Below are 19363 nucleotides of genomic sequence, written 5' to 3'. Positions count from 1 at the left end.
GTGGAAGGCCTGAAACTGGAAAAGATAGAGCAGGAAGACAAGATAATCGTGAAGGTTCATGGAGAAATCGATGCGTACAATTCCTCAGAGTTGAAAGAGCAGTTGAGAAACCTTGTCTCATCGACAGACAAAAAGAAGATCGTTCTGGACCTTTCTTCCGTCTCCTACATGGACAGTGCAGGTCTTGGTACTCTGGTCGTCATCTTGAAGGATGCCAAGATCAATGGAAAGGAATTCATTCTCAGTTCTCTGAAGGAGAGCATTCTGAGAATCTTCAAACTCACACACCTGGACAAGATTTTCAAGATCGTCGACACCACGGAGGAGGTGTAGGATGGGGTTTCAGATAGCAATAGACGGACCAGCAGCCTCGGGAAAGTCCACCATCGCAAAACTCCTGGCAGAGAGGCTGGGCTTTGAACATCTGAACACGGGAGCCACTTACCGCGCTGTTGCTGTCTACCTGAAAGAAAAAGGACTGAATCCCTCCTCACCCAGAGAGGAACTGGAAAAGGCTCTCAAAGATGTGAAAGTGGATTACAGAGATGGAAGGGTGTTCATCAACGGAAAAGATTACACGGAAAAGATTCAGAGTCCAGAAGCGGGTATTCTTGCTTCAGATTTTGCAAAGCTCGATCTTGTGAGAGAGCACCTCGTCAGAATACAGCGAGAGATCTGTGATGACAAAAACATAGTAGTTGAAGGAAGGGATATCGGAACCGTCGTTTTGCCAGATGCTCAGCTCAAGATTTTTCTCACAGCCTCCCTGGAGGCTCGCATCGAAAGGAAACTCAGAGAATATCAGAAAAAAGGTTTGAACGTCAGCAGGGAAGAGGTTGAAAGGGAATTGATCTCAAGGGACACACAGGATTCCAGCAGGAAAATTGCTCCACTCAAACCAGCGGAAGATGCCGTGGTCATCGACACAACCAGCATGAGTGTGAACGAAGTTCTTCAGAAAATACTGAAACTCGTCGAGGAGAGGATGAAGGCTTGAAGATCATCGTTGCAAAGAACGTCGGTTTTTGCTTTGGAGTGGAAAGGGCTATAAGAACCGTTGAAAACCTTCTGAATGAAGGAAAAAGGGTTGTAACAGACGGTGAGATCGTTCACAACAGGCAGGTAATGGAAGATCTGTTGAAAAAGGGCTTGAAGATCTCCTCCGATCCCACCGACGGAGACGTCTTCGTTGTAAGAGCCCATGGAATCCCGGAAGAAAAGCTTGAAAAATTGAGAAAGATTTACCCAGAAGTTGTGGATCTCACCTGTCCTATTGTCTTTCAACTTTTCAGGACAGCCAGAGAGTATTCTTCCAGAGGAAAGCTCATAGTGTTTGGAAAAAGGGATCATCCCGAGATGGTGGCTCTGATGGGATACGCTCCCGCGATCGTAACTAAGAAGCCCTTCAAAACAGAAGAAAAGAACGTGGTTTTCCTGTCCCAAACCACCTCCTCTCTGGATGAATACAGGGAATTCGTCTCAGAGATGATCAAAATGAACAACTTCGAAAAGGCCATCTATCTGAACACAATATGCCCTGTGACTGTAGAACGGGAAAGGGAAGTGAAAGAACTTTCGAAAATCTGCGATCTTTCCGTAGTGGTCGGGGGAAAACACAGTTCTAACACAGGAAAACTGTTCCGTCTTGCATCCAGAAATTCCAGAGCCATTTGGGTGGAGTCCCCCGACGAAATACCAGAAGACGTAGTAAAATATGGTACGGTGTGTGTGTTCAGTGGAACTTCCACACCTGTTTCCTTGATAGAGAACGTTGTTAGAAAACTGGAAGAGATGGAGGGGAAGTACTATGGAACCAATGGAATTCAACGATGAAATTCTCAATCAGTATGAACCCGGTGAGTTCAGAAGGGGTCAGATAGTGAAAGGAACGGTCATCGGAAAGGAAGAGGACGGTATCGTAGTGGATTTTGGTGGAAAAAGTGAAGGCTTCGTTCCAGAGGGTGAGCTGATAAGACCGATGGACGATTACAAAATAGGGGAGGAACTCACCCTTCAAATATTGAACCTGAACTACGAGGAAAGATCCACACTCTCAGAGAAAAGACCCATCTTCAGAAAAACAATGGAAGAATTGAGAAAACTCTACGAAGAAGGAAAACCGGTTAAAGCACGAATCGTTTCGCAGGCAAAAGGTGGATACAACGTGGTGTTAAAGGGAGTGGTGCCAGCCTTCTTGCCAGGATCGCACTCTCTGCTGAAAAGAGAAGAACCCTTCCCCAGAGAAGAGATAGAGGTTCTCATATTGGACATGGCTCATACACGCAGGGGAACAAGAATCGTGGTCTCGAGAAAGGCCATACAGGAGCGAAAAGTAGATGAGTTCTTCTCCGAAAAGAAAACAGGAGACGTGGTGGAATGCACGGTGAGAAGAATCAATCCTTCGGGGATTGAAGTTGAAGTTTCAGACGGAATAAGAGGTTTCATTCCAAGAAGTGAGCTCAGCTATGACACAAGAATCACCCCTGAAGATGTGGTGCAGGTTGGTCAGAAAGTTACAGCAAAGATCATCGAACTGGACAAAGACAGAAGAAGTGTGGTTCTCAGCCTGAAACAACTCATGCCTGATCCCTGGAACAAAGTGGAGGAAAAATACCCCGTTGGAAAAGTTGTGAGCGGTGAAGTCACGTCCATACATCCGTTCGGTTTCTTTGTGAGGCTCGAGCCTGGGGTGGAAGGGCTTGTTCCACGTTCGGAAGTCTTCTGGGGAAACAGCCGAAAGAACCTGGAAGATGTTGTAAAAGTTGGTGATCTCGTAAAAGTTGAAGTAATCAACGTGGACAGAGAAAACAGAAAGCTCACCCTCAGCTACAGAAAGGCAAAGGGAGATCCATGGGAGAACATCGAAGACAGATACCACGTTGGAAACACGGTGGCAGGAAGGGTCATTTCCATCATAAGACAGGGTGTGTTCGTCGAACTTGAGGAAGGAATTGAAGGTTTTGTCCCCATCTCTGAACTTTCCTGGAAGAGGGTCGACAGTCCGGAAGAGGTCGTTAAAGTGGGCGAAAAGGTGAAAGTGAAGATAATGAACCTGGACAAAGAAAACAGAAGGCTTTCTCTGAGTATAAAGAGGACTCAGGAGAACCCGTGGAAACGTGCCCTGGAAGAGTTGGAAAAAGATTCGATAGTCAGGGGAACCGTGAAAAAGGTTGTGAACTCGGGTGTGATCGTTCAGGTCGAAGAATACGACGTGGAAGGTTTTGTGCCGAACAACCACCTTGTCAGTGAACCTGAGGAAGGAAAGTTGCTCAACCTTGTTGTTCTCAGGATCGATCCAGATGAGATATTCGGTGGAAGAATGATCCTGAGCGAAAAAAGATTTGAAGAGAGGATGAACATAGAGGAGTACAAGAAAAAGGTGGAAGAAGAAAGTTATCAGAAATCGCTTGGTGACCTGTTGAAGAATGGAGAGTGAAGTATGGCAACCGTTTTGATTGTTGGAAAACCCAACGTTGGAAAGTCTACTCTTTTCAACAAACTGGTGAGAAAGAGAAAGGCGATCGTTGAGGATGAAGAAGGGGTCACTCGTGACCCCGTTCAAGATACTGTGGAATGGTACGGAAAAACCTTCAGACTGGTTGACACGTGTGGTGTGTTCGACAACCCACAGGACGTGATCTCGAAGAAGATGAAAGAAGTGACCCTGAACATGATCAGGGAAGCGGACCTTGTTCTGTTCGTCGTCGATGGAAAAAACGGTATAACGAAAGAAGACGAGTCCCTTGCCGATTTTCTCAGGAAATCGGGAGTGGATGTTATTCTGGTGGCAAACAAAACGGAGAATCAGCGCAGGTTTGAAAGGGAGATAAAACCAGAACTCTACAGACTGGGATTCGGGGATCCCATACCTGTCTCGGCCGAACACAGTATCAACCTCGATACACTGATGGAAAAGATCATTCAGAAACTGGAGGAAAAGGGCCTGGATCTAGAAACGAAACCAGAGATAACCGAAGCGATAAAGATCGCCATCGTTGGACGTCCGAACGTTGGAAAATCCACTCTTTTCAACGCAATTTTGAACAAAGAACGGGCACTGGTTTCACCAATTCCCGGAACCACCAGAGATCCCGTGGATGACGAAGTGTTCATCGATGGAAAAAAATACATCTTCGTGGACACGGCAGGGCTCAGAAGGAAGTCAAGAATAGAACCAAAAACTGTGGAAAGGTACAGTACGTACAGAGTTGTTGAGAGTATAGAGAGAGCAGATGTCGCCGTCATCGTTCTCGATGCCACACAGGGTATCACAAGACAGGATCAGAGAATAGCGGGTCTGGTTGAAAGAAAGGGAAAAGCGAGCGTTGTTGTGTTCAACAAATGGGACCTGGTGGAACATCGTGAGAAGAGATACGATGAATTCACAAAACTCTTCAGGGAAAAACTTTACTTTGTTGACTACAGTCCTCTGATATTCACTTCTGCGGACAAAGGATGGGGAGTGGAAAAGATAATCGATGCCATCAACCTGGCGTACTCTTCCTACACGACCAAAGTACCTTCCAGTGCCCTGAACTCTGCTCTTCAGAAGGTACTGGCGTTCACCAACCTGCCGCGCGGTCTTAAGATCTTCTTTGGGCTCCAGGTTGACATAAAACCACCCACCTTTCTGTTCTTCGTGAACAACACAGAAAAGATCAAAGAACCACAGAAAGTCTTTCTGAGAAGGTTGATCAGAGAATACGTGTTCCCGTTTGAGGGATCCCCCATATTCCTGAAATTCAAAAAGAGCAGGTGATAGCGTGGAATGGTGGGTTCTTCCCCTGCTTGGATATCTGATAGGATCGATTCCCTTCAGTTACCTGATTCCAAAGTGGCTCAAGGGTGTGGACGTGAGAAAAGTCGGAAGTGGGAACGTAGGGGCAACGAACGCGATCAGAACAACAGGACCTGTGGTTGGTGGACTCTGCCTTTTGCTTGATGCTTTGAAAGGATTTTTCCCCGCCTTCCTGGCAGGGTATATTTCCGGGAATCCAAAACTTGTTTCCCTGACGGCGATTTTGACCGTCCTTGGTCACGACTTTCCTGTCTTCATGAAGTTTAAGGGAGGAAAGGGCGTTGCCTCAACGCTCGGTGTCATCTTCTATCTGTCATGGCCCACGGGAGTTGTGTTTTCCCTCGTTTGGTTCTTCGTGGTGATGATCACCGGTTACGCTTCCCTTGGATCTCTCATTGGACTTTACACTTCTGCACTCCTGGGGTATCTCTTGAAGGGTTACGACGCCGGTATGTTGATCCTGATACTCGCCGTTCTGTCAACCCTTCGTCACTCGGAGAACATACAGAGACTCCTCTCTGGAACAGAAAGAAAGGTGACCCTCTTCAAGAGGTGAAACCGTGAAAAAACACATCGTTCTTTTTTTCTTACTCATAACTCTTGCTGTCTTTCCACAGAGTGTCAGGGAAATGTTCTCAGAGACGATAGTGGAATGGGCAAAGGGAAATGTGGACTCCGCCTTGCAGAAGATGGAGGAGATCTTCTACAAGCCTGTTCCGGCAGAGGATCTGGCGGAGTTCTGGTATTTGAGGGCGAAGTTGATGATAGAAACCGGGCGTGTCAGAGAGGCCTATGAAGATCTGAAGAATCTTCTTGTTGTTGTTCCAGATCAGCCGGAAGTTCTTTCGCTTGTTCACAACCTCGAATTCATCCTTCAGGGCAAAAAAACAGGTTCCTTCTATATGAAAACCCTTCGTACTCTGGATGGATTCAAAAATGGAGTTGAATATTTCTTTTCCCCAACAGATGTAGCCGTTCTGGGAAAAACCATCTACGTCGTCGATCCACCGAACAGCCGTTTGATAGAAACCGATGGATATACTTACAGAGTGAAGAATCTTTCGTTTCGACCAGAGCAGGCTTTCGTGGACAGAGAAGGAAACATCTTTCTGATCTCAGAAAATGGGGATGTCTACCGGAACGAGGAAAAGATAGGATCGTTTCTTCATCCTATTGGAGCAGGGATTCTGGACTCAGGAGAGTTCGTGCTGGCTGATGTAAACAGGATAGTTCTGATGAAAAACAGCGGTTTTGATGAAATACCACTCGGTGGCAATCCACTGATCACGGATGCAGAAGTTTACAGAAATCGGGTAATAGTTCTTGATACCTGGAGCAACTCTCTCATAGTGACAAACGTTGACGGTGGAGAACAGCAAAGGATCTCCCTTCCCGTTCCAACACGTTCTTTTGAGATGTTCTACGATGGATCGTACCTTTTACTCGACCAGTTTGGAACGATCTACCACTTCGACGGAAGAAAACTCCTGAAGATCAGATCAGTTCCTCAGTATGTGAACATAGAATACGACTATCCCTATCTTTTTGGAATGGACTGGCAGAACCACAGGATAGAGATCAGTATCCTGAAATCCTCAGAGCCGATATTCGTACACATTGATTCTTTTGAATTCACAACTGACAGGATGCTCCTCTATGCGAGAGTGGAAAATGCCTTTGGGAGAGATATAGACCTTGTTCATCTCTTTTCAGATTTACTTGAAGCACGCGGTCGAGTTCCTTTTGAGGTGTCCTACAAAACGAGGGAGTATACATTCTACATAAGTGATGAGGAATTTCTTTCAGAAAAGATATACCGGATGAACGACAGAAAAGGATACTGCGTGCTGGTGCCACCCGATACGAACTTTTCAAACGAACAACTCGCCGTTCTGAAACTGAAAAACGTCAAACTCCACTCCACGCCCGATGCACCACCTGGACTGAAGGAGTTTTGCTACAGGTCGGGTGGAGGAGTGGGGACGCCACACTTTCTGAATCACAACCTCTGGGTGTTCAGCTTTTCCTACGTCAAACCCATCACTGAGGAAATCATCCCCATCTCTGCGGCCTTCAGAACACCTGAGATGAACTATTCGGACACCGTTTATGTCACAAAGAAGGTGATAGAACTTGAACTCAAATGAGTTCGAAGAAGCGTACCTCGATATGAAGAGCGGAAAACTGGATAGCGCCCTGGAAAAGTTCTTGAAACTGGTTGAGAAAGAACCATCTGCTGAAGTGTGGATCAACATCGGAAACATATACAGGAGAAAGAATCTCCTGGCAAAAGCCATGGAAAGCTATAAAAGGGCTATGGAGATAAATCCAAAGAGCGCAGAAGCTCTGTTCAACATGGGGTGTACCTATTATCAGATGGGAAAGTATTTTGAAGCGCTGAACCTGTTGAAAAAAGCAGAGAATCTCGGTTTAAAGGACCCGAAGTTGAAAATCGTGAAGGCCCTGTGCAGGGTAAAACTCAACCTTCCCAATCCTTTTGAGGGTCTCAGTGATGATGAAAGGAAACTCGTGAAAGATCTGTTGAAAGATGGTTGAAATACTTCTGGTTCCAAATGAAAGAGAGATACATCTAGAAGGATATCTCTTCTATCCCTCGAGAGACAACCTGCCTCTCGAAGATGTTCCTCTATCACCTGAAGTGAAAAAGAAGAGGATGGAGATCCTCTGGAGGCTTCTCAAAGGTGAAAATCTAAAAATCGTCACCACCCTGAAAGCCCTTACCGAAAAGATTTTCTCACCGGAATCTTTGAAGGAAAGAACCATCGAAGTCAGACGTTCTGCTTCGTTCTATCTTTCCCCCGAAAGGTTCGTGGAAATGGGATACGAAAGGACCTTCACCGTTCAAATGCCGGGGGAGTTCTCCATCAGAGGTGGAATCCTGGACATCTTCTCTCCAGGATACGACTTTCCCGTGAGGATAGAACTCTTTGGAGAAGTCGTGGAAGACATCAGATTCTTCGATGTTTCCACTCAGAGATCTTTCCAGAAAGTCGACGAGGTTTATATTCTACCCTTTCTCGATGAATACGGAGACAGTTCACTGCTCGACTTTGTAAAGGATGTACGTTTCACCTGTGAGAATCTGGAGAAAGCCCTGACGGAATACCGAAAGATAAGAAAAGAGTTGAAAGACCTATTAAAGGAAAAATACGATCTGTTCTTCGATGAAGGTGTCCTGGAAAGAGTTCTGAAAAACGTGGAGAAGACATCCGCCGGTGCAACCGTCTCTTCTGGTATCGAGGAGAGATCGCTTCCCCTGGTGGACATCGACGAAATAGAAGAGGGAGAACTCGTCGTTCACAAAGAACACGGAATCGCCATCTTCGAAGGCATGATCAGATTGAAGAGTGTTCTTGGAGAGCGGGACTATCTAAAACTGAAGTACGAAGATGCGGTTCTTTATGTTCCAGTTGAAAAAATTGACAGGGTACACAGATACATAGGTGACCCATCTCAGGTAAAACTCGACAGATTGAACAGGGGAAGATGGAAGAGAACGCTGAAAAAAGTACGGGAAGACATCGAAAAAAGGGTACGAGAACTCGTTGAACTTTACCTGAAGAGAGAAGAAGTGAGAGGAACACTACTTCCCGGTGATCCCGAACTGGAAGAAAAATTCGCGGAAACCTTTCCATACATAGAAACCCCTGACCAGCAGAAATGCATAGAAGAAGTTCTGACTGACCTGTCATCGGAGAAACCCATGGACAGACTGTTATGTGGTGATGCTGGAGTGGGCAAAACGGAAGTGGCACTTCGTGCTGCCTTTCGCGCTGTGGTATCCGGGAAACAGGTGGCAGTACTTGTTCCCACCACTGTGCTTGCCAGACAGCACTATGAGAACTTCAAAGAAAGACTCGAGCCTTTCGGTGTTAGAGTTGAACTTCTCGACAGTTCCAGAACGCTGCGGGAAAGAAAAGAGATACTGGAAGGACTGAAAAAGGGTGAAATAGACGTCGTAATAGGAACGCATGCTCTTTTGAACGAAAGAGTGGAATTTTCAGATCTTGGACTCGTCATCATCGACGAGGAACAAAAGTTCGGTGTTGAACAGAAAGAAAAATTCAAAAAGATGAGACTTTCTGTGAACGTTCTCTCCCTGAGTGCCACGCCAATTCCGCGAACGCTCCACATGGCGCTCTCCGGGATGAAGGACCTTTCTGTGATAAACGCTCCTCCACCTGGTCGAAAACCTGTGCACGTTTACATTGCTGAATACAACGAAGAACTGGTGAAAGGGGCCGTCGTGAGAGAGGTGAACAGAGGAGGACAGGTGATCTACGTCCACAACAGGGTGGAAGAACTTCCAGAGGTGCTCGAAAACCTGAAGAGGATGTTTCCAGAACTCAGAATAGCAATGGCACACGGTAAGATGTCCAGAAGAGTCATGGAAAAGGTCGTTCATGAGTTCTACAGTGGAAACATCGACGTTCTTTTGTGTACAACGATCATCGAAAACGGCGTTGATATACCGAACGCCAACACGCTGATCGTCGACGATGCTCACAGGTACGGTCTTGCCCAGCTCTATCAGCTCAGGGGAAGGGTGGGAAGGAGTGATAGGAGGGCTTTCGCGTACTTTCTGTATCCAAAAGGGGTTCCAAAAAGTGCTCTGGAAAGACTCAGGGTGCTCAAGGCACACACAGGTCCAGGCAGTGGTCTGCAGATTGCCATGAAAGACATGGAGATGCGGGGTATCGGAGATGTTCTGGGACTGGAGCAGCACGGAAACATCATCTCCATTGGTTTGAAACTGTACAACGAAATCCTGAGGGAAACTGTGACAAAGGTGAAGAAAAAACGGGTAGAGAGAAAGCACACCGTTCAAATTGAGATAGAAAATCCTCCAGGCAGGTTCTTCATACCTGAGGATTACATTTCAAACCCCGTGGAAAGACTGAGAATGTACAGAAGACTTGCGTCCGCTTCTGAAGAGGGGGAAATAGAAGAGATACTGGAAGAAATGAGGGATCGATTCGGAGAGCCGCCAGAAGAGGTGAAACTGCTTCTGGATTACTTCAGAATAAGAATAAGAGCATCAAAACTGGGTATAAGAAAAATCAGATTCGACCACTTCATGGTGGAACTCCTTCCGGGTAAAAATTCTCCACTTTTGAAACATCCAGGGTACAATCCAAGATCCGGTACTGTCGTCCTGTACAAAAGGGGTGATCCGATAGAGTATCTTCTGAAGATTTTGAAAAATGAAGGGTGAGCTTTCGCTCACCCTTCGTTTTCATCCATCAATGAAAGCAGAGATTTCAAGTATTTGCTTCTTGAAGGATGTCTCAACTTTCGAAGGGCCTTGACTTCGATCTGTCTGATCCTTTCCCTTGTGACGTTGAAATACTGTCCCACTTCTTCCAGTGTTTTTGGCTTCCCATCGAGCAGACCATACCTCATCCTGAGAACCATGGCTTCTCTTGGACTGAGGGTTTTCAGAACTTTTTCCAGTTCTTCGCGCATGAGCATCCTCATGGCCTCTTTCTTTGGAGAAGGCACCGATTCGTCCGCCACGAAATCTTCTATAGAGGAGTCTTCATCTTCACCAATCGGAGACTCGAGCGAAATGGTTTCTTTTGCCGCTTCGAGTATCTCCTTTATCTTTTCTGGTGGTTTCCCCATCATCTTGGCAAGTTCCTCCACAGATGGTTCCTCTCCGTATTTCTGGTAGTATTCTCTTCTCAGCCTGTTCAACTTGTTTATCGTTTCAACCATGTGAACAGGGATTCTGATAGTTCTTGCCTGGTCTGCTATTGCCCTTGTAATAGCCTGTCGGATCCACCAGGTAGCGTACGTGCTGAACTTGTAACCCTTCCTCCAGTCGAATTTTTCCACCGCTTTGAGAAGTCCGATGTTTCCTTCCTGTATCAGATCCTGGAAAGAAAGTCCACGACCCATGTAACGCTTTGCGATGCTGACAACTAGCCTCAAATTCGACGTTATGAGCTTTTCCTTGGCCTTCTTGTCACCCATTTGAGCTCGTCTTGCAAGTTCTCTTTCCTGAGCCGGTGTGAGAAGCGGTATCTTGCCAATTTCTTTGAGGTACATCTTTATGGAATCCCTCACGTTGCTGGCGTCGTGTATTTCGGGTGATTCCTTTTCAAGGAGTTCTTCAAGTTCTTCTGTGGAAGTTTCTGTTTCCTCTTCTGAATCACTCTCGACTATGTTTATTCCGTGCTTTTCAAGTTCTTCGTATATCTTTTCTATCAGGTTCGTATCGAACTCCTCGTAATTTGGAGGAAACGCCTTGTCTATGTCTTCATAGGTGATGTATCCTTTCTTCTTTCCCTGGTTTATGAGTTTCTTTATCCGCTTTTCTATCTGGGGTGGGAACTTCTTTTCCTGTTCATTTTCAGTGATCTGTTCATCTTTCATGATTGCTTCCTTCTTTTCCGCCATACTTTCACCTCCCCTTGATCTTTCTCAAAAGGTCCAACTTCATGTTCAAGAGGATGCGCTTTTCCTCCTCATCGACACTCTGTTTTATCAACTTTTCTATCTCCTCCAGGCGTTTCTTCAACTGACGAGTTTTCAATCTCTCGGAGAGATCGCAAAAGAACTTTTCCGGATCCTTTGGAGGGGGAACTTCTTCCAGGACTCTGAAGATCCAGTCCTTCATCTCTTTCGGAAGTGTCTCTATTGCTTCGTTTATGTTCTCAATCGAAGATACTCTCTTGAAGAACTCTTTTGCATTGTGATCTTCCAGAACATCCAGGTCGAGTTCTAGTATCCTTTCTCTGAAGTTCTCGTAGTTCAAGAACAGATAGGCAAGCCCTTTTCCTTCGTCGTAGACCTTTTGCACCTTTGCCTCTTGAACAGGCACATTATTAGACCTATCGCTTTCGAAAAAGTTCAAGATCTGGTTTTCTGGTATTTGAGTCGAACTGGAAACCTCTTTCACGAGATTGTCTATATTCTTGAGGTATCCCTTTCTTCTCATCCTCTGGACCCATCTTTTCAGGAAGGAAAGATAGGACCTCATACCTGCAGGACTACCCTTATCGAAAAAAACTTCTCCCGCCTTTGTCAGGAAATACTCAAAAGAAACAGATTTTTTGAGCATATCTTTGAGAGACCCTCTTCCTTCTTTTTGAAAGAGCTCATCCGGATCCTTGTAGGGATCAGGTGTTGCTATCAAAACGTTGAACTCGTATTCCAGAAGATCTTCTAGAGATTTCAAAGTGGCTCTGAGACCTGCCCTGTCGTTGTCGAAACACAAGATCACGTTCTTTGAATATGCAGAAATTTTCAGTATGGCCTCGCGCGAAAGACTTGCTCCCAGAACTGCCACCGCGGTTGGTATACCGTCTCTTCTGAACGCCAGGGCATCGAAATATCCCTCAGTTACAACGAAAAAACCAACATCTTTCGCCACCTTTTTTGCCTCATCGAAGAGAAACAGTGTCTTTTTCTTGGAGAAGTATCTGGTATCTGGAGAGTTCAGGTACTTTGGTTCACCGTCTCCCAACAAACGACCTCCGAAGGCAACGATCTGTCCCCTGTCGTTTTTTATTGGAACGATCAACCTCCCTTCGAATCTATCGACCAGCCTGTTTCCCTTCTTCAAGGCCAGCCCGTACTTCACCACTTCGTCTTCCTTCAGATTCAACTCTTTTCCGACTTCAACAGCTATTTCCGAGCCTTCAGGAACGTAACCGAATCCGTAGTTCTCCATTTCTTCCTCGGTGAACCCTCTGGACAACAGATACTCCTTTGCCTGGTGTGATCTTTTGAGTTCGTCAACATATCTCTTCCAGACCCTCTCGTACAGATGAACGTATTTGGCGTAATCAGAACTTCCAGTTGATCTGTACGCGGAAAGATCTACACCAGCCCTTCTTGCAAGCCTTTCCAGAGCTTCCTGAAAGGTTATTCCCTCCATTTCCTGAATGAACTTGATGACGTCTCCACTTGCACCGCATCCAAAACAATGGTATATCTTCAAACCCGGGTGGACATAAAAGGAAGGATTCGTTTCTGCATGAAAGGGACAGAGTGCCCGATACGAGGAACCAACCCTTGTGAGATTCACGTACTCTGAAACCACTTCAACGATGTCAACCTTTTCCTTTATCTCCTCGATCACCTCTCGAGGAATCACACTCTCACTCCCTGGAATGCAGAGAAAAAGAGAGGTCCGGGGCAACCGGACCCCCCGAGTTGCTTTCTTTTCCAGGAGATCATCTCTTGGAGAACTGTGGTGCCCTTCTTGCTTTCTTCAAACCGTACTTCTTTCTCTCGACTTCTCTCGGATCTCTTGTGAGCATCTTGTACTTTTTGAGAACAGGTTTCAGGTTTTCATCGTACTGAAGCAGAGCACGGGCTATACCCAGTCTCACAGCACCGGCCTGTCCAGAAAGACCTCCACCGTTTACTCTGATCACAAGATCGAATTTTCCAATGGTGTTCGTCACCTCAAGAGGTTCTATGGCGTGCTTCGTCCAGGCGATGTTTTTGAAATAGTCATTCAAACTTTCGTACTCTTTTCCGTTCACTTTGACCTTTCCATCACCAGGCCTCAGGTAAACTCTTGCAACCGCAGTCTTTCTTCTTCCCGTTCCGTAATATCCGATAACACTGGCCATTCTATTCCCTCCTCATCACAATTCAATGGGTTCTGGTTTCTGAGCCTGATGAGGATGTTCGGAAGACGCGTACACTTTGAGCCTTCTGAGCATCCTTCTGCCCATCTTGTTCTTTGGAAGCATCCTCTTGACCGCAAGCCATATGAGTCTTTCTGGATGCTTCTGGAGCATCTGCCTTGCGGTCATCGATTTGAGACCACCAGGGTATCCGGAGTGCCAGTAGTACACTTTCTGATCCAACTTCTTGCCTGTGAGCACCACTTTGTCTGCGTTCACAACGATCACATAATCTCCTGTGTCAACGTGGGGAGTGTAAGTTGGTTTGTGTTTCCCCATCAAAATCTTTGCTATACGTGTCGCCAACCTTCCAAGAACCTTTCCGGAAGCGTCGACGACGTACCATTTTCTCTCCACTTCTTCAGGTTTCACCATCGTCGTTTTTTGAACGGGAAAGTATCTAGCCATTGCTGTTCCTCCCTTCTACTATTTCTAACTTGAAAATACTCGAAACCTTCTTGTAGACGAAGAAAGTAACCATCGAGTCAACCCCGAACTTCACGAGATTGAAAGCCAGAATGAACGGAAAAAACTTCAAGTACAAATCGAAAGGAGCCTTGAAGTACAGTGGAACGATCAACGCGTTCAAACCAAGCGCAAATCCTGTTGTGAATAGAGTGGCTATGGTCATTCCCTTTATGGCCGTTATCTTGCTTTTATTTCTGTGGTAAATGAGTCCAGCCAGTCCAACAAAGGACATTCCCAAGACTGCGTTCATCGCTATTCCCACAGGATCACCGGATTTCACCAGAAAGAACAGAATATCCTTGATCAAGATTACAAGCATACCCACCTTTGGTCCCAGCAGAAAACTCACAATGAGTGCTGGGATCTCACTGGGATCGTATTTCAAAAAACTTGCCTGTGGAAATATGGGAAATTCCAGAAACATCATGAGTGTTGCAAGGGCAGAAAACACCCCAACAAAGGAGATACGCTTTATGCTGTTCACCCTTTCACTCCTCATAGACGCTCACATACTTTTTGTTGTTTTTCTGTTCGAACTTCACCCTACCATCCTTCAGAGCAAAGAGCGTGAAATCTCTTCCCATTCCGACGTTCTTTCCTGGGTGAAACCTTGTACCCCTCTGCCTCACAAGTATGTTCCCTGCTTTTACGAATTGCCCGTCTCCCACTTTAACCCCAAGATACTTTGGAAGACTGTCTCTGCCGTTCTTTGCAACACCGCCACTCTTTTTATGCGCCATTCAGAATCACCTCCACTTTAATCTGGGAAGGAAACTTCTTCTCCAGTTCTCTCAAAGATCTCACCATCGCTGCGAGTACCTTTACTTCACACGGTTCCAGTTTTTCAAATTCCACTTTCAGATAACCCGATCCTTTCTCTATTCTGGCAACCTTTTCTTCCTTCAAGAAGTTCGCCACATGCTGAGTGAGGACACTCACGGACGCACAGGCAACTTCGTTCGATGCATGGCCTTTCACTTCGAAGAAAGTATCGGTGATGGTTACTTCTATCATACCTCAATCTTTTCGATCTTGATGGCAGTATACCACTGCCTGTGTCCTTTTTCCACCTTGCTGTTTTTCCTGGGTCTGTACTTCACCGTTTTCACCTTTCTGGCTTTGGCGTGTTCGAGCACCTTTCCAACGACCCTAGCACCTTCAACATAGGGTTTTCCCACGAGCACTTCGTTGTCCTTTCTGAGAAGTACCACTCTGTCAAAAACGATCTCGTCTCCAGGTGCGTACTCCGTCTGCTTTTCGGTGTAAAGGATCTTTCCTTCCTCCACTTTGTACTGCCTTCCTGCCGTCTCCACGATGGCGTACAAAACCTTCACCTCCCATCCGCTGGTATACAGGCGCTGAAGTACGTACCCAAAAAGGGATTTTCGACGCACTTCAAGCGCCAGAGGAGTATTTTACTACTCTTTTTTTTCGTGTTCTTTAAAAAAGAATTACTCTCCGCCTTCTTTGGGTATCAAACAGAGAAACTCCACATCGCTGTCCGTGTCGTTTCTGAATCCATGAACCTCATTGGGTTCCACATAGATGCAGTGCCCTTCTTCCACCACTTTTTCACCTTTCTCATCCAGAACCGTCAACTTTCCCTTCAGAACGAATATTTCATGCTCCCAGGGATGTGTGTGTCTTTCTATAACGCCAGATGGCTTCACTGTGAAGAGCCTCATGACGAAATTTCTCGCTTCCTTAAGACCTATCAAAACTCGCTTTTGAACACCTTTTACACTGTCTGTGGAGATCTCCTGGGGAGCGACATCATATGCTCTCTTTAATATCATGTCTTCTTCTTCCCTCCCTCTTTGTTCCGACGTACTCTATAACAACCCGTCTGTAAGGCTCCACTCCCACCGAGTAACTCGTAACTCCCTTGTATTTCTTAACCAGTTTGTGAACCTGTCTCCTCTCGAAGGCAAACATGGGATCGAGCATCACTTTCGTCTTCTCCGAAAGGGCCTTCTTCACCGCCTCTTCAACTATCTTTTCAAGCGATTTCCTCCTCTTTTCCCTGTAATCTCCCATGTCGAGGATCACGTTCAGTTTCGTATCACTCAGTCTGTTCAGAAAAATCATCGTGATGTGCTGAAGAGCACCCAGTGTTTTTCCATGTTTTCCTATCAACCTTCCCACGTTTTCACTGTCCACGTCAACAAAGAAACTCCTTCCAGAAGATCTCACAGAAACTTTGACGTTATTATCCACCACACTCAGTATGTCTTCCAAAAACTCTCTCAATCTCCTTTCAAAATAGGACTTTTTGATTGAAACCTCAACGACGGCCTCCTTTGAAAAGAGCCCGAATATGCCCTGAAAGCCTTTTTCCAGAACGTTCACCGTGTACTCGTTTTCTTCGAGTCCGTACCTTTTGACCACCTTCTCAATGGCTTCGTTTACAGAAGGAGCTCTTTCGATGACCTTTTTCATCTAATCCCCCCTCTTCCTCAAGCCTTTTTCGGAAGTCCCAGAAGTTCCCTGGTTGTGATTCCCTTGATCTTGTACCTTCTATAAGTGTAGTAGGTAACAGCGAGTTGAATCAGCGTGTTCGTTGTGTAGTAAAGGAACAGACCGCTTGGAAGTCCCACGAACAAGAACGGAAAGATGATGGACATTATGAGACCCTGCCAGGCCGTTCTCACATCCTGACTCGTGAGAAGGGTGGTGTAGTAACTTGACACTATCGTGATCACAAGGAAAATCCAGTTGTTGGCAAAACCACCAGCTGAAAGATCTTTCCAGATGAGAAAACCACCGCTGTAGGCAAACTCCTCCACGTAATACCTGATAACAGACCACAGAAGAATGAAGATCGGCAGCTGTATGAGGAGCATCAAACATCCGCTGGCAGGGTTCACACCCGCTTCTTTGTAGAGTTTCAGGAGAGCTTCCTGCTGTTTTGCAGGGTCTTTGTATTTCTTCTTGATCGCCTCTATCTGCGGCTGGAGTTTTCTCATGTTTATGAGCGACTTTGTCTGAGCATGGTACAACGGGTAAAGTATCAGCCTGACTATCAGTGTGAACAGTACTATCGCCCATCCAAAACTCTTTGTCAGATCTTTTAGCCACCAGAAAAACCAGACAAGTCCATAGAACACAGTATCGTACCATCTGTTGAATCCAGGGATGTTTCCAAGGGCTTTCATAAGGGATTCATAATCTTCAGGAAATGCCTTCTTGATCAAGGTTCTCTTGTTCGGTCCCATGAAGACGGTGAGCCTTTTTTGACCGTTCACCTCCAGAGTCCCTTCGAAGCGAAGCCCTTCATCATGTTTGACAAGAACCAGTGTCCTCGATTTCGAGTTGAAAGAGGCAAAGTAGTTCTCCATGTATCTGTCTGTGGAGGGATCCAATGAAACTCTGGGAAGCGTTACTTCCACGGGCCTGGAACTTTCTATGCCCACAAAAAAGAGATAATTTTCATCATTTTTTATGGTGAAAATCTTCTTCACGTATCCGTAGTTGTACACGATACTCACTTCTTCTGAAAATCCTTCCGAAGTCTTTCCTTTTCCGGTTACTATCGGATCTTCGATGACAGTAAGAGGTGTTCCCTCATCGAGCACATCGAACCCATCGTTTCCGTATGTGAAAACGTGTTTTCTGCCTTCAACGAGCGTATAGTAATCCTTCAGTATGCCTCTTTCAAGATCGAAGTGATACTCCCTGAACTTGGTCAGAACAACGATTTCTTCGTCAGAGCGTGTGACCTTGATGGGTTCGATCCCGAACAGAATGAAAGGCAAGATGACAAGTAACACTGCCACGATCTTTTTCAAGATCATCGCCTCCTCAGTTTGAATGAGAATTCTTCGGGAACCGGGTCGTATCCACCTTTTGAAAGGGGATTGCAGCGAACAACACGCCTGAGGCCCAGGAAAAGACCTTTCAGAAGGCCATGCTTTTCCAGAGCCTGTATGAAGTAATTCGAACAGGTTGGCTCGAACCTGCAGGTTGGAGGTTTCAGAGGAGAGATGTATTTCTGATAAAACCGTACGATCATTATGAGCAATCTTTTCATTCCTCTATCCTCTCTAAGAGACTGAGCAACTTTTTCTGAACCACCCGGAAGTTGATACTTTCAAACTCTTCGGACAATCTCTTCCTGGGGATCACCACGATATCGAAACCTTTCGGTATTTTGTCCTTGTTTTTCCTGAACGTTTCTCTTACCCATCTTTTCAATTTGTTTCTTCTGGTCGCTTTTCCGAACTTTCTCTTCACCACTATTCCCAATCTCGAGTGATCAAGACCGTTTTTCAAGAACAGAACCACAAAATACTCGTTTTGCAGACTCTTTCCTTCTTTGAATATCTCAAGAAAATCCTTCCTGAGCCTCAGGCGTTCCTTTCTGGTGAAACGCTCGTTCATACAGTCAGTCTCCAGCGACCCTTCTTCCTCCTGTTCCTGAGAACTCTTCTTCCTCCTGGGGTTCTCTTTCTTGCAAGAAAGCCGTGTGTTCTTTTTCTCTTTCTTCTTGAAGGCTGGTACGTTCTCTTCATCTTGCCTGACCTCCCTCTTCACGGTGTCTGGAGTACCATCGATTTTTAGTATACCATATCTGTTACCTTCCAAGTGCCAGTGCTATCTTTCCGGCAAGTTTCACGTTTTCCTCAAGAAGAGAAAGGTTTGCCTTCAGAGTTCTACCACCCGTTATCTCAACAAGCTTTCTGAGAAGGTAGGGTGTTACGTCTTTCCCTTCCACTTTCAGTTCGATGTTTTCCAGAAGATGTTCGATCTCCTCTCGTGGAACTTCGTGTTCTTCTGGAACAGGATTCAGCACCATGAGAGTCTTTTCAAGTTTCAGTTCCTCCATGGTCCTGTAGATTCTCAGGATCTCTTCTACATTCTCTACTCTCTTCACCTTTTTCCCACTTTTTCTTGAGAAAAAGAGGGGAAATTCATCTGTCATGAATCCCACTACTGGTATTTCCAGAGTTTCAAGCATCTCGAACGTTGCATCCACATCGAGGATGGACTTTATACCACTGGACACAAGAATGATCCTTGAAGATGCCATCTCCGTGAGATCCTGGGAAATGTCCACTCCACCGGGATGAACACCACCCGTACCACCCGTCACAACGACGTCTATCCCAAATCTTTTGCAGAGAAAGATGGTGGCACTCACGGTCGTTGCGGCGTTCATTCCCTTTGCCAGCGCTATCGGAATCTCCCTTGTTCCTATTTTTTCTGAACCTTCGTTCATCATGATGGTGAGTTCATCTTCATTCATTCCCAAGATGATCTTTCCTTTCAAGACACCCACCACTGCAAGCTGAAATCCCATTTCTTCGGAGATCTTCTTTGCCTTTCTGAAAAGTTCAATTGCCTCTTTTCTGGGCAGACCGTGAACGAACACGGTGGTTTCCATTCCCACTGCGGGTTTTTCCTTTTCCAGCCTGTTTTCCACAACCATGGG

24 protein-coding genes are annotated in these 19363 nt (G+C 45.8%); 9 read left to right on the top strand and 15 right to left on the bottom strand.

From position 1 onward, the window contains the following. From CTN_RS05210 to mfd, 9 genes are read left to right on the top strand one after another with little or no spacing between them, the layout of a single operon-like run. Positions 1 to 333 (top strand): STAS domain-containing protein, encoded by a 333-nt coding sequence (locus CTN_RS05210; protein WP_038067478.1) that lies wholly within the window; start codon positions 1 to 3, stop codon positions 331 to 333. Between the two features lies 1 nt (position 334). After that, positions 335 to 997, top strand: a complete 663-nt coding sequence (cmk, locus tag CTN_RS05205) for a (d)CMP kinase (protein ID WP_015919542.1) — start codon at positions 335 to 337, stop codon at positions 995 to 997. Next, a complete protein-coding gene (gene ispH / locus CTN_RS05200; protein ID WP_015919541.1) occupies positions 994 to 1833 on the top strand; it encodes a 4-hydroxy-3-methylbut-2-enyl diphosphate reductase in 840 nt (279 codons plus the stop codon). The genes cmk and ispH overlap by 4 nt, the downstream gene beginning before the upstream one ends. Continuing rightward, entirely contained in the window at positions 1808 to 3436 is a 1629-nt protein-coding gene (locus CTN_RS05195) for a 30S ribosomal protein S1 (protein WP_038067475.1), read from the top strand. The genes ispH and CTN_RS05195 overlap by 26 nt, the downstream gene beginning before the upstream one ends. A gap of 3 nt (positions 3437 to 3439) precedes the next feature. Then, complete coding sequence (gene der / locus CTN_RS05190; protein ID WP_015919539.1) at positions 3440 to 4759, top strand: ribosome biogenesis GTPase Der; 1320 nt, start codon at positions 3440 to 3442, stop codon at positions 4757 to 4759. A gap of 4 nt (positions 4760 to 4763) precedes the next feature. Further along, a complete protein-coding gene (gene plsY, locus CTN_RS05185; protein WP_015919538.1) occupies positions 4764 to 5354 on the top strand; it encodes a glycerol-3-phosphate 1-O-acyltransferase PlsY in 591 nt (196 codons plus the stop codon). 4 nt (positions 5355 to 5358) lie between these two features. Continuing rightward, on the top strand, positions 5359 to 6945 hold the full coding sequence (locus tag CTN_RS05180) for an NHL repeat-containing protein (RefSeq protein ID WP_015919537.1): 1587 nt from the start codon (positions 5359 to 5361) through the stop codon (positions 6943 to 6945). Then, a complete protein-coding gene (locus tag CTN_RS05175) occupies positions 6932 to 7354 on the top strand; it encodes a tetratricopeptide repeat protein (protein ID WP_015919536.1) in 423 nt (140 codons plus the stop codon). Before CTN_RS05180 ends, CTN_RS05175 begins: the two co-directional genes overlap by 14 nt. Further along, positions 7347 to 10034 carry a transcription-repair coupling factor gene (gene mfd / locus CTN_RS05170; RefSeq protein WP_015919535.1) on the top strand — a complete coding sequence of 896 codons (2688 nt, stop codon included), beginning with the start codon at positions 7347 to 7349 and terminating at the stop codon, positions 10032 to 10034. Before CTN_RS05175 ends, mfd begins: the two co-directional genes overlap by 8 nt. An 8-nt stretch (positions 10035 to 10042) precedes the next feature. Here mfd and rpoD read toward each other — a convergent pair whose 3' ends face one another. The 15 genes from rpoD to psuG form a co-directional block, all read right to left on the bottom strand. Continuing rightward, complete coding sequence (gene rpoD / locus CTN_RS05165; protein WP_015919534.1) at positions 10043 to 11221, bottom strand: RNA polymerase sigma factor RpoD; 1179 nt, start codon at positions 11219 to 11221, stop codon at positions 10043 to 10045. Positions 11222 to 11225: 4 nt separating this feature from the next. Then, positions 11226 to 12923 carry a DNA primase gene (gene dnaG, locus CTN_RS05160; protein ID WP_038067551.1) on the bottom strand — a complete coding sequence of 566 codons (1698 nt, stop codon included), beginning with the start codon at positions 12921 to 12923 and terminating at the stop codon, positions 11226 to 11228. Positions 12924 to 13002: 79 nt separating this feature from the next. Beyond that, the gene (gene rpsI / locus CTN_RS05155) at positions 13003 to 13407 is read right to left on the bottom strand and encodes a 30S ribosomal protein S9 (protein WP_015919532.1); all 405 of its coding nucleotides are present in this window, start codon (positions 13405 to 13407) and stop codon (positions 13003 to 13005) included. A 15-nt stretch (positions 13408 to 13422) separates the two neighbouring features. Further along, complete coding sequence (gene rplM, locus CTN_RS05150; protein WP_038067470.1) at positions 13423 to 13872, bottom strand: 50S ribosomal protein L13; 450 nt, start codon at positions 13870 to 13872, stop codon at positions 13423 to 13425. Beyond that, positions 13865 to 14431, bottom strand: a complete 567-nt coding sequence (locus CTN_RS05145; protein ID WP_015919530.1) for an ECF transporter S component — start codon at positions 14429 to 14431, stop codon at positions 13865 to 13867. The genes rplM and CTN_RS05145 overlap by 8 nt, the downstream gene beginning before the upstream one ends. After that, positions 14421 to 14672, bottom strand: a complete 252-nt coding sequence (gene rpmA, locus CTN_RS05140) for a 50S ribosomal protein L27 (RefSeq protein WP_015919529.1) — start codon at positions 14670 to 14672, stop codon at positions 14421 to 14423. Before rpmA ends, CTN_RS05145 begins: the two co-directional genes overlap by 11 nt. Beyond that, positions 14662 to 14946 (bottom strand): ribosomal-processing cysteine protease Prp, encoded by a 285-nt coding sequence (locus CTN_RS05135; RefSeq protein ID WP_015919528.1) that lies wholly within the window; start codon positions 14944 to 14946, stop codon positions 14662 to 14664. Before CTN_RS05135 ends, rpmA begins: the two co-directional genes overlap by 11 nt. After that, positions 14943 to 15257, bottom strand: coding sequence for a 50S ribosomal protein L21 (gene rplU / locus CTN_RS05130; protein WP_038067462.1), 315 nt, complete (start codon positions 15255 to 15257; stop codon positions 14943 to 14945). Before rplU ends, CTN_RS05135 begins: the two co-directional genes overlap by 4 nt. Positions 15258 to 15383: 126 nt before the next feature. Then, positions 15384 to 15728 (bottom strand): cupin domain-containing protein, encoded by a 345-nt coding sequence (locus tag CTN_RS05125; RefSeq protein WP_015919526.1) that lies wholly within the window; start codon positions 15726 to 15728, stop codon positions 15384 to 15386. Then, a complete protein-coding gene (gene jag, locus CTN_RS05120; protein WP_015919525.1) occupies positions 15706 to 16371 on the bottom strand; it encodes an RNA-binding cell elongation regulator Jag/EloR in 666 nt (221 codons plus the stop codon). Before jag ends, CTN_RS05125 begins: the two co-directional genes overlap by 23 nt. A gap of 17 nt (positions 16372 to 16388) precedes the next feature. Next, complete coding sequence (gene yidC / locus CTN_RS05115; RefSeq protein ID WP_015919524.1) at positions 16389 to 17726, bottom strand: membrane protein insertase YidC; 1338 nt, start codon at positions 17724 to 17726, stop codon at positions 16389 to 16391. Beyond that, entirely contained in the window at positions 17723 to 17962 is a 240-nt protein-coding gene (gene yidD / locus CTN_RS05110; protein WP_015919523.1) for a membrane protein insertion efficiency factor YidD, read from the bottom strand. Before yidD ends, yidC begins: the two co-directional genes overlap by 4 nt. Beyond that, positions 17959 to 18312 carry a ribonuclease P protein component gene (rnpA, locus tag CTN_RS05105; protein WP_038067457.1) on the bottom strand — a complete coding sequence of 118 codons (354 nt, stop codon included), beginning with the start codon at positions 18310 to 18312 and terminating at the stop codon, positions 17959 to 17961. The genes yidD and rnpA overlap by 4 nt, the downstream gene beginning before the upstream one ends. Beyond that, a complete protein-coding gene (gene rpmH, locus CTN_RS05100) occupies positions 18309 to 18443 on the bottom strand; it encodes a 50S ribosomal protein L34 (protein ID WP_038067454.1) in 135 nt (44 codons plus the stop codon). Before rpmH ends, rnpA begins: the two co-directional genes overlap by 4 nt. Before the next feature lie 62 nt (positions 18444 to 18505). Beyond that, on the bottom strand, positions 18506 to 19360 hold the full coding sequence (gene psuG, locus CTN_RS05095; protein WP_015919521.1) for a pseudouridine-5'-phosphate glycosidase: 855 nt from the start codon (positions 19358 to 19360) through the stop codon (positions 18506 to 18508). Between the last annotated feature and the right edge of the window lie 3 nt (positions 19361 to 19363).

Source organism: Thermotoga neapolitana DSM 4359 (assembly GCF_000018945.1).
Lineage (GTDB): Bacteria > Thermotogota > Thermotogae > Thermotogales > Thermotogaceae > Thermotoga > Thermotoga neapolitana.
This window is presented reverse-complemented; position numbering and strand designations above follow the sequence as displayed.